The organism is Planctomycetaceae bacterium (genome assembly GCA_041398825.1).
Taxonomy (GTDB): domain Bacteria; phylum Planctomycetota; class Planctomycetia; order Planctomycetales; family Planctomycetaceae; genus F1-80-MAGs062.
Genome location: JAWKTX010000003.1, coordinates 460,057 through 473,113 on the forward strand (window position 1 = coordinate 460,057; position 13,057 = coordinate 473,113).

General features: G+C 53.8%; 10 protein-coding genes. 4 read left to right on the top strand and 6 right to left on the bottom strand.

Annotation, left to right across the window (positions count from 1 at the left end):
* Positions 1–224: 224 nt before the first annotated feature.
* Positions 225–1,595, top strand: coding sequence for a hypothetical protein (locus tag R3C20_08070; protein ID MEZ6040446.1), 1,371 nt, complete (start codon positions 225–227; stop codon positions 1,593–1,595).
* Positions 1,596–1,797: 202 nt separating this feature from the next.
* Here R3C20_08070 and R3C20_08075 read toward each other — a convergent pair whose 3' ends face one another.
* A complete protein-coding gene (locus R3C20_08075) occupies positions 1,798–2,721 on the bottom strand; it encodes a DUF1080 domain-containing protein (GenBank protein ID MEZ6040447.1) in 924 nt (307 codons plus the stop codon).
* Between the two features lie 191 nt (positions 2,722–2,912).
* On the opposite strand from R3C20_08075, the gene R3C20_08080 reads away from it, so the two are divergent.
* Positions 2,913–4,199 carry a hypothetical protein gene (locus R3C20_08080; GenBank protein ID MEZ6040448.1) on the top strand — a complete coding sequence of 429 codons (1,287 nt, stop codon included), beginning with the start codon at positions 2,913–2,915 and terminating at the stop codon, positions 4,197–4,199.
* 115 nt (positions 4,200–4,314) lie between these two features.
* On the opposite strand, the gene R3C20_08085 is transcribed toward R3C20_08080, so the two are convergent.
* On the bottom strand, positions 4,315–5,193 hold the full coding sequence (locus R3C20_08085; GenBank protein MEZ6040449.1) for a ThuA domain-containing protein: 879 nt from the start codon (positions 5,191–5,193) through the stop codon (positions 4,315–4,317).
* A gap of 326 nt (positions 5,194–5,519) precedes the next feature.
* On the opposite strand from R3C20_08085, the gene R3C20_08090 reads away from it, so the two are divergent.
* On the top strand, positions 5,520–6,848 hold the full coding sequence (locus R3C20_08090; GenBank protein MEZ6040450.1) for an alpha/beta hydrolase: 1,329 nt from the start codon (positions 5,520–5,522) through the stop codon (positions 6,846–6,848).
* Between the two features lie 41 nt (positions 6,849–6,889).
* Here the strand turns inward: R3C20_08090 and R3C20_08095 are convergent, their stop codons facing one another.
* From R3C20_08095 to R3C20_08110, 4 genes are all read right to left on the bottom strand, one after another.
* The gene (locus tag R3C20_08095; GenBank protein MEZ6040451.1) at positions 6,890–7,261 is read right to left on the bottom strand and encodes a hypothetical protein; all 372 of its coding nucleotides are present in this window, start codon (positions 7,259–7,261) and stop codon (positions 6,890–6,892) included.
* A 257-nt stretch (positions 7,262–7,518) separates the two neighbouring features.
* Entirely contained in the window at positions 7,519–8,058 is a 540-nt protein-coding gene (locus R3C20_08100) for a type 1 glutamine amidotransferase domain-containing protein (GenBank protein MEZ6040452.1), read from the bottom strand.
* Between the two features lie 377 nt (positions 8,059–8,435).
* A complete protein-coding gene (locus R3C20_08105) occupies positions 8,436–9,302 on the bottom strand; it encodes a hypothetical protein (protein MEZ6040453.1) in 867 nt (288 codons plus the stop codon).
* Positions 9,303–9,519: 217 nt separating this feature from the next.
* Positions 9,520–10,653 (bottom strand): glycosyltransferase family 4 protein, encoded by a 1,134-nt coding sequence (locus R3C20_08110; GenBank protein MEZ6040454.1) that lies wholly within the window; start codon positions 10,651–10,653, stop codon positions 9,520–9,522.
* 290 nt (positions 10,654–10,943) lie between these two features.
* Between R3C20_08110 and R3C20_08115 the strand changes: the two genes are divergently transcribed.
* Complete coding sequence (locus tag R3C20_08115; protein ID MEZ6040455.1) at positions 10,944–12,935, top strand: ABC transporter ATP-binding protein; 1,992 nt, start codon at positions 10,944–10,946, stop codon at positions 12,933–12,935.
* The last annotated feature ends 122 nt before the right edge of the window (positions 12,936–13,057 follow it).

Genomic DNA, 13,057 nt, shown 5'->3' on the forward strand with positions numbered 1-13,057 from the left:
GCATGGTGCCTGTTGCCTTCCCAAGCGCCGGGAAACCGGGGTTCACGGGCGAAAAAGATTCAGGCCGATTCCGAACTGAACTCACTTCACCTTCGTGTCGATTACGGGCTATTGTTCGGTGATGACCACCGGACGAGAAACAGTGGTGTTTGCTTCGGTCCTGAAGATGCAACTCGCCCGAGAGGATGTTCAAAGAAAGAGAACTGCCCCTTTGGGGATCCATATTGAGTGAGCTTCATTTGACGTTATTTGATGTGATCGCATTTCTATTTGGCGACGCAGATTCGATTGTCCGGGTGGCGTCGTCCAGGCACAATTTGCTGGTCGGAGCCATGCTGGTGTTGTCGGCTGCTCTGGCCAGAAACTGGCAACGCCATGATTTGTCAGTCCAGCCGTGGCTGTTGTTGATTCCCTTTGCCGCATCGCTGGTCAGCAGCACTGCTCTGACCGTGTTGCTGGCCTTGTGGTGGCCTGACTTTCGCCCGCAGATGCTGGAATGGTTGCCGAGAATGGCGGGGCTGTTCTGGATGACAGCACCGCTTGCCTGGATTTATGGTATCCCCTTCGAAGCATTGGTCGAAAGAAAATCTGCTGCACGGGCGCGACTGACTGCGCTTACCATTGTTTCCCTCTGGCGAGTGGCTTTGGTAGTGCGTTGCCTTTGCGTGCTTTTGGACATCCACGTCGCTTCGGCCATGCATCTTGTCATTTTCTTTGGGATTGTCGTCGCCATCGCGGCCATTCATTTTACCAGGCGACGAGACCGTCCTCAGAACATTCCAATGATTGCAATGGGCATGGCCGGGATCTCTTCAACGTCCTCTCGGAGTCCTGAAGCCAGAGTAGTTGCGAACTTCACAGGCTGCCTCTCCGCTCTTCTTTGGATTGGGCTAGTTCCATCGATTGGCCTTACCTGGACATCCGTGCGTCCTGAGCCGCCATTGCAGATCCATGCTGGTGACGCTGTTCGTGCTGCGAGTCCTGGAGTTTGGGGTGCATCTGCCTGTGCCATCGGATTCTGGCTGATGATCCTTCCTGCGGCTCAGCGAAAGCAACGCTCAAAGACGCGGGTATCGAATCTGATTGAGAGCGGCCGCTATCTGGATGCGGTGACGTTTCTGAGTGAGACAGATGCCGACTCATTTCCGGTTAGCTGGGTTCCTCCGGTAGAAACGGCCCTCGACGGATGGCATCCGGAGCGATTGATGGGCATGATGAATCTGATGCCTGAGCAGCGCGGAAGATGGTTTGCCGCCGGATTTGAAACCGTTTTTGTTGAATATCTCAAGCAGCCTTTACTCTATTGGTTCAGTGATGTGCGTTCGGCTGAGGTTGCAGAATTGCTTCCTTCTGTTGTTGGCATTCGTCCGGAGGACGCCACAGAGATTCTTCAGCAGCTGTCTGACATGAAGGAGTGGCTGGACGTCGTTGGCGGACAGACGGAGCGAAATTCCGGCCGACCAACGTACGAATCCACATCCGAAAACAAGGTCGAATGCTATGTGGATCAGGATGGTTTCATCATCAGCTGGCCACCGGAGACGAATGCTCGCAGGGTGATTCGGGAAGAGCTCGAACGACGTACCGCCGTGTGAATTCAGGCCGTGTCGCAACTGAAACCAGAAACCTCAGCCGGGTGTACTTTGGTGGTGTACGGAGGTTGGGATTCAACGTGTCTTCGAATTCGGTGGCTCCAGGGGCAGGCGAGCAGCGAAGTGATTATGTCCCGCTGCTCGCTGAGCCCTGACTTTACCATTCCTGTTGACGACTGCCATGACGACAGCCATGGTCGCCGAATTATGGTGCTGGCGCGTCCGCTTTTTTCGCTTCAGTCCTGGGAGCTTCGGCCGGCTTGATCTCCGGGTTCTTTGCTTCTGGTTTGTCGGCAGGTTCTTCTTTGGTGTCGTCCTTCTTTTCCTCAGTCTTCTTTTCTTCAGCCTTTGGTTTGTCCCTTTTCTTCGGCTGGATGTTGAATGGTGGTCCCATTCGCTTGCCGACTGGTGGTTTGAGTTCCCGCACCCAGATGTTGCGGAATTTCACAGGATCGCCATGGAACTGAAGACTGATGGGGCCTTCTTCTGCATGGGGAGTGTATTGTGGCGCAGTGGTGTATCCGGTTGGCCCCATGAGTTCGAAGTGGTTCAGCGCGAGGACGCCGTTGTGCACGACGGTCACGTAACCTGGTGTCTCAAGTTGGCCGTTGCCTTTAAATTTGGGGACGGTGAAGAAGATGTCGTAGTAGTTCCATTCGCCTGGCTTGCGCATAGCATTGGCCATGGGAGGAGTCTGTTTGTAGATCGAAGCGGCCTGGCCGTCGAAGTATGTTTTGTTTTCGTATGAGTCCAGGACCTGCACTTCGTACAGGTTCATCAGAAAGATTCCGCTGTTGCCACGCCCCTGACCTTCACCCCGTATTTCGGTGGGTGCGGACCATTCGACGTGAAGTTGCATGTCGCCGAAGTGCTGCTTTGAGACAATCTGGGTCTGCCGAGGAATCGCGACCCCGTCCTGAATCAGCCATTTGTCTCCGCCTTCCCAGGCTTCGAGGCTGGTTCCATCGAACAGCACTGTTGCATCGGATGGTGGAGCATTGTTGGTTTCGCCCGGAGTTACGACGGGCGGTTCCTGCCATTCCACGCCGCTCTTCCATTCCTGAGCGGAAGATGCAGAGATTGAAAAGGCCACAACCGTGGCAGTCAGGCTGGCAAATCTTTGGACCATGCCTGAATAATTCTGACTGAAAGGCATAAGAATCTGACTCCGACAAACGAATGAGTTCAAACGACCAGATTTCTGGCGGCGACACTGTCGAGTTGCTTGCGAAAGCGTCGCGACCACTGGAAATTAACGAATGGATCATCTTATCGAGGTCTTTGGGCCAGCGAAATCATTCGTTCCGGACAAATCGAATCATGAAACGTATTGCTGTTCAGTTGCTGATTACGGCGAGTTTCCTCGCACTGTTCTGCGCCATGAATCCGGTGAAGACGGAAGCTTCCATGCAGTCTGCGGAAGCTGATTCCGTCGAACAAGTTGACGGCAATGGACACGCTGCATCGGGGCGGTCTGACCTGATCACCGGGTTGGGGAACGTATTACAGGGGGCTGTCGATGATCCCGCCGTTTCGCCTGATGGAAAGACGTGGACAAACGGTGATATTGTTGCCGCTCAACAATTCGGGAGTCATCTTTCGATTGCTGAATGGCTTGGCCCTATGGCTCCGGTAGCGTTGTCGCCGTTTTTCGGAATCACATGCCTGAGCGCAATGGCGTTGTTCGGTGGTGACTGGCTCTCGAACACAAATCCTTTGCTGGGCGATCATTCACCTCTTCATAACTCCGCCGTGTTCTGGACCTTTCTGGGGCTGACACTTCTGACCTCACTGCCGCGGTTGACCAAAGTGAGTAAACCGTTTGCACAGGCGGTCGATCAACTGGAAGCATGGTCCGGGATCGTCACGATGATTCTGATGCGGGTACTGATGTCATCCGGTGATATCCCGGCGGAAGCAGAGGTTGTTCAACTGGGAATCCTGAGTGCATCTGCAGACGTGTTGATGATGATTGCCGCCGCAGTGAACATTCTGGTGATCAATACGGTCAAGTTCTTTTTTGAAATGCTGATCTGGATTACGCCCGTACCATTTCTGGACGCTGCTTTTGAGTTTGCAAACAAGTCTGTATGCGCTTTATTGATGGCGATCTATGCGTGGAGTCCGTTTGTGGCGACAACGATCAATCTGGCATTGTTTCTTGTGTGTGCTCTGGCGTTTGGATGGATCTATCGACGCGAGGTCTTCTTTCGCACGATGCTGGTTGATGCGATTTGCGCGACGCTTTGGAAACAGACCGCTTGTTCTCCGATAGTCGTGTTTCCCCGAAATGCCATTAACGCTATCAAGGTTCGCAGTCGGTGTTTGCTGACTCCCACGGATGGCGGCTGGAGACTGGTTCAGCCCCGAATGTTTCGCAGTGACCTGGTTGTTGAGATTCCTCGTCAGGGTGCGATCATCAGGAAAGGGCTGTTCTGCAATTCCATGACATTTGAAGTGCTGAAAGCGGATGTCACTTTCAGTCGAAGATTCAACGACGACCTGATGACTCTGGCAGATGCTTTCTGCGCGAAGGTGGCTTCAGAAGAAGCCTCAACCAGCCAGGCTGAAAAGAGGACGACGATTCTACGTTCCGAATTGAGTTGAGTGGTGCAGGAATTCGGGGTGGTTCCTTTGAAAGCAGAAACGCGAGCCCGTGGTTGTCGAGCTCGCGTTTCGTGATGACATACTGATGGAGGGCAGACGCCCCGGACCCTGTGAATCAATTTGCTGGTTTGCGACTGCGGGTTTGGTCGGCTGTCGGAAAGTCGTCCGGAATTGGAATCGTGACTTTGCCGGTCGCAGCCCATTCGGTCCCACGCAGCAGCGTGGTGATGAAGCCGACACATTCCTGCGAATACTCGGCATGGCCCATGGGTGTGTGAAAGATTCGGCCATTGCCGTAGCGAATGGTGAACATCATGGGTTCGTGGCGGTGCGTGACCTGTGATTCGGCGGTGGCGAGAATCTGCATGTTCACGGCGGGCCCGCGCAGCTGGTCGTATAGCTCATCCTTTGTGTGCAACCATTCGCGAGGCATCCCTTTGGTGATGGGATGTTCGGTGTCGCGAATGACCACTGGAAATTCCCATTGCGCGCCGTGGTTGCCGCCTTTCCCTTCGGTTGTGTCGCGAACCAGGTCGCCATTGTCATTGACATAGACGTACGGACCACTCTTTTGATTTCGTCCGCCCCAGCCACCAAGGCCAATCATTTCGTTGTATGCGGGCCATTCCGGAAATGAATTGTCTGCCGCATGGATCACGACGAAACCACCGCCGTTCTGAACGAATTGTTCAAAGGACTTCTGAGTTTCCGCAGGCCAGGGGGCTGCTCCGTGTCCGAAGTTACTGATCACAACGTTGAACTTTGAGAAGTCCGGATGGAAATTCGGGTCGGTTCCCCTGGGAGCAGCGGTGGCGATTTCAACCGTGAACAGTTTCGATTCTTCCAGATAGGACTTCATCATTTGAGTCGTCTGTGGCCACACAGCGTGGTTATTCTGCCCGTCAACGATCAGTGCCCTGATGGGTTCGGCTGCGGGTGAAGAAGGCGTGAGCAGTAACAGGAAGGAGAAGAGTGCCGCTGTTATTCGGTTCATTGTTTGGGGCTCTCAGTGAGAAAAGTTCCGGTGGAGTGTGGGACCTGGAATCCAGAGCAATTGAGACCGAACTTCCAGGGTGCGAACGGTCGAGCTTTGTTCACAACGTAACCGCGGTAGCAGCGTGTTGTCTATCGTTCGGCAGATTTGGCCACCCGGCACCCCCGGCAACGCGTTTCATTCTTTGGTGAGGCCCTGGGGGTTCGATTGGACGACGTTCCCCTCTGGAAACGAATGTCCCGATTCCGGAAACTTCTACGCAGATCAATGGCAACAGTAGCGAAGCGATTTGCCGCATGTGAACTGGAAACGGAGTGTCCAACGACATGGGCCATCAGCGATTTGTTTTGTCTTCCCGGATCCCGGTCTTGTTCCGGCTCTGCGGTGCTCTTGTCCTGGCCGGGTGCAACATGCCGGATGCCCCGATACTCACGGAACCGAGGATTGGCATTCATTACGATACCAGCTACGAAAAGATGGCCTCTTCCGGCAGGACGTTGCCACTTCTGGAAGGTGTCTGGGAGCCATATTACGAGACGCTGGCGGAACCGGTTTGCGTTCAGTCATGGAAGGATTCGCATTCGACATGGGAGATTCTGTTCGCGACGAATCGAGGCAGGGCGAGGTCCCAGGCAACTGGTCATTATGGCAATGATGTTCTGACACGCCCGGACTTTGGCGTATCGTCAGTTCAGCTTCCTCATCGGAAGCGTGGAAAAGAGCCAGCGAGAAACCCCGGGAAGCTGAGTTTCGCATCTTTAATTCGTAAGGATGCGAAGCGGGAGGAGCATTTGGCGGTTGTGGAGCGAGCAGAATCAATTTCCAGTTCGGAATTCGATCGGAAACTCCATGAACAAATCGCTCGATCACGTCAGAAGGACGTTCTTTTATTTGTGCATGGTTTCAATGTCGATTTTGATTCCAGCCTGATTCGAACCGCGCAGTTGGGACTGGATATCCCTTTCAACGGCGCTTTGGTTGCTTACAGCTGGCCGACGCAGGGCGGTGTCCTGAATTATGAAGGCGATGAAAGTATTAACGAAGCGTCTGTCGCGCCGTTCACAGAGTTCCTGTCCCGAATGATTGAACGACTGCCGGAAGATGCTCGGCTGAAGATCATCGTCCACAGCATGGGGAATCGGATTGTTCTGAAGGGAGTGAGCCAGCTGGCGGCAGCGAACAGATCGTCTGGCCGGCGTAAGCCAATCCAGACATTGTGTCTTTGTGCTCCGGATGTCGGTGTTTCAGACTACCGCGATCTGATCCCTGCTGTGAATCAATGTTGCGACCGCGTCGTACTCTACGCCAATGGTGGTGATGGCGCGCTGAAGATCTCTCGAAGTCTGCATCTCGAACAGCGGTCAGGGGATGCTGAAGTTCCCGCTGCCATCAGCGGAGTTGATCTGATCGATTGTTCGGCCGTGGATTTCAGTTTTCTTGGCCACAGTTACTTCAGCGGCAACGTGAGTGTGCTGGCGGATCTGTTCTGTGTTCTGAAGGAGAACAAGTCTCCATCACAATGTCCGCATCTGAAACAAAAACAAACCAGCAGCGGTGATGAATACTGGGTGTTTGACCAACATCCGCACCGCGTCCTGTGGTCGTGGCACTTTGAAGATCCGGCGGAAGATCCGTTTAAGGATCAGGCGGAATAGTTGGCCAGTGGTCCCGGGGCTTGTTGCCCGAGGGCTGCGGGTCATTCACCGGGTAGTGTTTCCCGCGAAGGCCGTGTTTCCCGAAAAGACGCTGGTTCCTGAATCGAAGGCCCAATGCGGTGATGCAGGGTGTAGATGGTTGCGCCGATGATGATTCCGGGTGGACCCTCTGTGAAGGTCCATGCGTATGGCATTCCTGCATGCCAGTCGATTCCGAACAGTACGATGCCCGCGATTCCTGCCGCCTGACCCCATATTCCGACAAGGGGTTTGTATTGCCGAAGGTTTCCGGCGATCCCCAGTGTGAACAAGGCAAAGATAAAGTACAGCAACGACAGGGATCGCGTCAGGTAGCTGACGATCGGGGCCTCCGGCAACGTGCCTAACCCCAGCCAGTCGTGCGCTGAATTCATCCACGCATGCGGGAGGAACACTGCGAAACCTGCGAAGCAGGCTGAGATACCCACGAAGCGCAGAATGAAGAGGATGATCTTTTCAGCTTGATTGAATGGTGGTGAGCAATGGGATTTCCGAGCATCCGTGTGCAAGGCGACAGGCTCCCCCTCAGGCGGACTGATGAAATGCTGGACGACGGACCTGCATCGCAGTTTTTGTACTGCAACAAACTGATGTTCGCATGCCCGTCGCCGCTATGAAGTTGAATGATGCGTCACGATGCAAAATGCTGGATGATTGCCCGGCAGAAATCCGGAAGGTCATCCGGACGTCGGCTACTGATGAAATGCCGATCAATGACAACGCTGGCATCTTCAAAAATCGCTCCGGCGTTGATCAGGTCATCTTTAATTCCAGGCGAACCTGTGACTTTGATACCCTGATAGACCTTTGCAGAAATCGGCATCCACCCGCCGTGACAAACGGCCGCGACGACTTTGTCTGCTTCAGCGAACTCGCGGACAATTCGCAGCACTTCCTGGTCACGCCGAAGTTTGTCCGGCATCCATCCACCGGCACAAATGAGTCCGTCATAGAAGGACGTGTCGATGCCATGGATTGCGATGTCAGAACGGCAGGGATATCCGTGTTTGCCATGGTAAACATGATCTGCCTCATGGCCGGCACAGATGAATTGCGCACCTGCTTCGATAAGGCGAAGTTTTGGATACCAGACTTCCAGGTCTTCGTAGTCGTCGCCAACGAAACAGAGAAATGATCGATTTGAAAGTGGGAGCGCTGGTTGACCGGACATGTGCGGGACTTTCGTGAGACGATATCTGGAAGTGTCGATGGAATGCCTGTGGAGTGTTCGTTGGTGAAAACGAACAAAGAGACAGCGCCGTGAGTTTAGCGGGCCTTGTCACCGGACTGCAGCCACCCGTCATCGATTTGTATGGGCGCCGGATGATATTTGCCCACGGATCGAACAGTTCCCCTGATATTCGATGCGGCATGGTCGTCCCTGGCAACGTCGCTCAGACGGCACGCAAGCTGGCATCAGCGCATCCGGAGGAATGCGATGAGCAAATCCCCGGCTTAACCTGGAACATTTCCGACCCATGCGATTGGGATCATGCGCTGGACACGACCATGATGGTTGGGCAGAGCAGTGGGCGTCCGATGCTTTGCTCAGGCGACTCGTTTTGACTCGGTCGGCTGAGGTTGTTCTGCATGGGGCGCGGCTGGGGCTTTCGCTGCGCTGTCGGTCTTTCCTGCGTAACGATTCCAGTATTCCTGAACCCAGCGAATGGGCCCGAAGCCATATCGCCATTTTGTTCCCCATCGATAATGACCGTCAGCGACCACGTCGGTCGGATTCGGGCAACCATGGAATGCCAGCAGTTTTCCGCGTCGCGGTTTGCGGATCGTTCGGCTCAGCAGGTTTAATGGCCAGTGGGGGACGCAGGACCGTCGAAAGCTCAGGCACCACGTGTGTGGCCAATAGCGTCTCCTGTTTGCTGTTTCTGTGATATAGACCTGGTCGATCCGGTAATCACTGTCGACTTCGTATGGGTTCTGTTCGAAAGTATCGAACAGGTTGTATTGCTCTTTCGCGATGAAACCAATCGCAGAACCGTTACCGCCACGGTCGGGCCGAGCCCAGATGGGAAGCAGGTTCCAGATGTCCGGATTCCATTCGCGAATGATGCGGAGTCCGCCGTCTGTGTTCAGGATTTCGATGAATGGATCGAGTGACTGCGTGACCATCAGGTCAACGTCCAGATACAGCACAATGGTCTCGGGATCGAACATACCCTGTTTGAAGATGGCAAGCTTGGGCCAGAATCCTGTATTCCACTTCGCTCGCTCGATAGGGATTTCCGGAAGTGGCATCACTTCAACGTCTGAGGACAATCCCTCCGGGGCGTCGGTGATGCAGACGAACCGATGGTTGAAGGACAGGTTGTCCTTGACGGCAGCCGCAAGCACGTTGACATATTCTGGCGGGTAAGGGTGTCCCCATTTCAGGCAGGCAACAACAACGGGACGATTCATCGGAAGGGAACCCTGATTGGCGGTAAGGACCTGATAAGACGGATTGGAAGATCGCTGATTCTGCGGCGTCGGTGATTCTTTCACTTCGCTGACTGATTGACTTCAAAGATTTGATCACTCGGGAGTCGTCCTTCTGCTTTCCTGATTGCAGAATGTGTGCTGTGTGTGAATTGCAGCAGCCGAGTCGCTTTGAACAACCGATTTGTACGAATAATTTCTATGCTGCATTCTCCCACAGCTGGCGGTAGACCTCGTTAATTCGTGCCGCCTCCAGTTTTGCGGAGTAGTTCTGTTCCACTTGAATTCGACCCACCTGGCCCATTTGGTCGAGTCGGTCAGGATTTGCCATCAATGAATTCAGTGCCTGAATCAGTGCGGGAAGATCGTCGCAGGGGACGAGCTCTCCCGTTACCTGCGGTACGATCACGTCACTGTAGCAACCCGTTCGTGAAGCAACGACTGGCACACCACAGGCCATGGCTTCAAGCGGTACCAGTCCGAAACCTTCGTAGCGGGCCGGCGCGACACAAAGCGACATGGCGGAGTGAAATCCAGCCATCTGGTCGTAGGGCACTTCTCCTGCCCAGACGAATCGATCTGTCAGACCAGCTTTTTCGATTCGCGATTTCAGATGACGCAGAAAGGCTTCGTGTTCCACTGTCGCTCGACCTGCGATACACGCCGTAAAGTCCGGGAATTGAGGTAGCAGCGCGATCATCGCATCGACAAACAGGTCGGTTCCTTTTTCCGGCCGAATCCTTCCGGCAATCGAAATACCGCGCTGACCGGGGAAGTTCAACTGTCGAAAGGCCGCGAGTCGATCTTCGGCTGGTTGAAACCGATCACAGTCGACTCCGTGGGGGATTGTTGCGACAACGTTGCGAACGTAGCTGGCTGCCTCATCGCTGGTTGCAATAATTGCGTCCATGGAACCCAGTAACTGGCGGGGAAACCAGGAATGTCGCCGCAGGGCGCATGACGTCATTACCAGACGAATTCTTCCTCGAAACAAATGCTTGATCAGAAGGCCCAGCAGCATTTCCTTGTTTCTGCGGGCGTGCCAGATGCGGAATGGTCGATCCACTGGTTTCTTCAGACACGCGGCGATCGCTCCAATGATTCCGGTTCTTGGAATGCCACTGACTGTTCGCGGGGAGACCATCATCATGGGTTCGAGCGAATGAATGTGCGGGGCAAGTGTTCTGATTGTGGATCCGACGCCGGTAATCCGTGGATGAATATCCGTCACAATCAGGTTGGCATCATCATTCGACCGGACGGCAACAGGTTGCTGGTCCGAATCGGAATGGATTTTGAGATGCGTGGCTAAGCTGGATCCATCCTGGCTCAAAAGTTTTCTCCGGGTGTCCTTCCGTTGAGATTCTGACGGGAAATTCAGTTCCAGGCGGAAACGCTGCCGTCGCTCGTTGCTTTCCATTGCTTTGTTCAGCTGCCACGGACTTTAGATTCGAAAGTGAATTTGCGTCAACACCAGAAATGGCATGAGTTTACGCCGTCGCATACCAGGTCTCCGAAGCGCGAGAGCAATTTGACTGACCTTGACCTCAGCGGCAATTCTGGCCTATCAACCGGGGAGTTTCCGGGGAGTGTCGTTGTTGTCTGTTCTGGACAGGTTTCGAAATGCAGCAGTTGATTCGCATCAGCGCTTATGCGTGGCCATATCGTCGTCGCGTTGTTTTGTCGATTTTGTGCGCGCTATTCGTTTCCGCATTCTGGTCCCTGAACCTGTCGATCACCTTTCCGATTGTCCGGGTCCTGTTTGAGGGAGACAATCTGCATGAAAACGTCGACAAAGAGATCGCGGAGTTGAAGACAGAGATTTCCGGATATGAAGGTATCCTGGGAAATCTTTCCGAGAGCCAGATTGCAGAACGCGCCAGGTATCAGCGGAAACTGAACGATGCCTCGCAGGTGCTTCTGATGCGGCAATGGGTGAAGGATCTGATCCTTCCGTTCGTCCCCAGCGACCGATTTCAGACAGTGATGCTGATTCTCGCGTTGATTGTCTTTGCCTCGCTGATGAAAGGGGTCTTCGTCTACATACAGGAGATTCTGGTTGGTGGCCTGGTGAATGCAGCCAGTAACGACATCCGGTCCGATGTGTTCTCCAGCGCGGTGCGACTGGACACGCAAACGCTGGGGGCGTTGGGGACGGCAAACTTAACATCGCGTTTGACCAACGATGTGACGGAAGTCAGCCTTGGGCTGCGGTTATTCGGTGCCGATCTGATCCGTGAACCATTGAAGGCACTTGTTTGTGTTGCGGTCGCTTTCTACTTCAACTGGCGATTGACTCTGGTTGGAATGCTGGTACTTCCGTTGATTGGGGTCCTGTTTCATAAGTCGGGCAAGTCTCTTCGCAAATCTTCAAAGCAATCGCTGGAAACGATGTCGGGAATCTATCGCTGCATCAGCGAAACATTCGATTCCATTCGTGTGGTACTGGCGTTTGGCGGCGAAAAGAAACACATCGATCAACTGCATGAGGCAAACACAGAGTATTACGACCGGTCCATGAAACTGGTACGGGTTACGGCTCTTGTGCGCCCTGCGACGGAGTTGCTTGGAATCATCGCGTTTATTTCCATTCTGATCCCCGGTGCCTATATGGTGCTGAATCAGACCGACGAAATTGCCGGCGTCAAACTGGCATCACGTCCGCTGGAACTTGCTGAACTTGCAACGCTTTATGCGCTCCTGGCCGGGATTCTGGATCCGCTTCGAAAGATGTCCGGCATTTTGCCTATCATGCGACGTTCGATTGCGGCTTCAGAACGGGTGTTTGAAGTGATCGACATGAAGACGAACGTGCCGGAACCCCAGTCTCCGCTGGTTGCGGTTCGTCATTCCGAATCCATTTCGTTTGAAGACCTGTCATTCCACTATCAGACCGCGGATCTCTCTTCACCACATGCACTGGCTCTGCAGGCTGTCAATCTGAAAGTCCGGTTTGGTGAGGTGGTTGCTGTTGTCGGAAGCAATGGCTGTGGCAAATCGACTCTCACCAGCCTGATTCCCCGACTCATGGATCCCACCGAAGGTGCTGTCCGTATCGATGGTGTGGATGTTCGTCAGTTTTCGCTGCATGACCTGCGAGCACAGATTGGTGTCGTGACTCAGGATACGATGCTGTTCGACGATACGGTCTACAACAATATTCGCTACGGAAATCCGGATGCGGATCATCATGCCATTGAAGATGCGATTCGGCTTTCGCACGCCGCAGATTTTCTTTCTCTGCTGCCGGAAGGCATGAATACGCGCGTTGGAGCAAAGGGCCAGCGACTTTCTGGTGGGCAAAAGCAGCGTATTTCGCTGGCTCGTGCGATCGTGCGGGATCCTTCGATCCTCATTCTTGACGAAGCGACATCTGCGATTGATGCTGAAAGTGAAACACTGATCTACAAAGCCCTTCGTCAGTTCACTCGAGGTCGAACGACCTTCATTATTTCACACGTTCTGAATCACCATTTTCTGGATCTGATTGATCGAGTTGTCGTGATGGACAAGGGGCGAATTGTTGCCGTGGGATCTCACGAAGAACTTTCTGATTCGTGTCCCGAATACAGTCGGCTCCTTCAGGATAAACCCACGGGCAGGCGCGCTGCCTGACGGTTGGAAATTTCGCTGCCATTAACTGTTGATGATTTCGAACTGACTTCCCGGACATTATGGTCAGATAACGAAACGCGTTTCGTTTGACGTGCCTGTCTTCCTTACTTCCGACACCGCGA

Coding starts and splice junctions, on each gene's coding strand:
- R3C20_08095 (MEZ6040451.1), bottom strand. CDS start 7,261: ATGAATTCAGCGCACGACTGGCTGGGGTTAGGCACGTTGCCGGAGGCC.
- R3C20_08080 (MEZ6040448.1), top strand. CDS start 2,913: ATGAAACGTATTGCTGTTCAGTTGCTGATTACGGCGAGTTTCCTCGCA.
- R3C20_08075 (MEZ6040447.1), bottom strand. CDS start 2,721: ATGGTCCAAAGATTTGCCAGCCTGACTGCCACGGTTGTGGCCTTTTCA.
- R3C20_08090 (MEZ6040450.1), top strand. CDS start 5,520: ATGGGCCATCAGCGATTTGTTTTGTCTTCCCGGATCCCGGTCTTGTTC.
- R3C20_08105 (MEZ6040453.1), bottom strand. CDS start 9,302: ATGAATCGTCCCGTTGTTGTTGCCTGCCTGAAATGGGGACACCCTTAC.
- R3C20_08100 (MEZ6040452.1), bottom strand. CDS start 8,058: ATGTCCGGTCAACCAGCGCTCCCACTTTCAAATCGATCATTTCTCTGT.
- R3C20_08115 (MEZ6040455.1), top strand. CDS start 10,944: ATGCAGCAGTTGATTCGCATCAGCGCTTATGCGTGGCCATATCGTCGT.
- R3C20_08085 (MEZ6040449.1), bottom strand. CDS start 5,193: ATGAACCGAATAACAGCGGCACTCTTCTCCTTCCTGTTACTGCTCACG.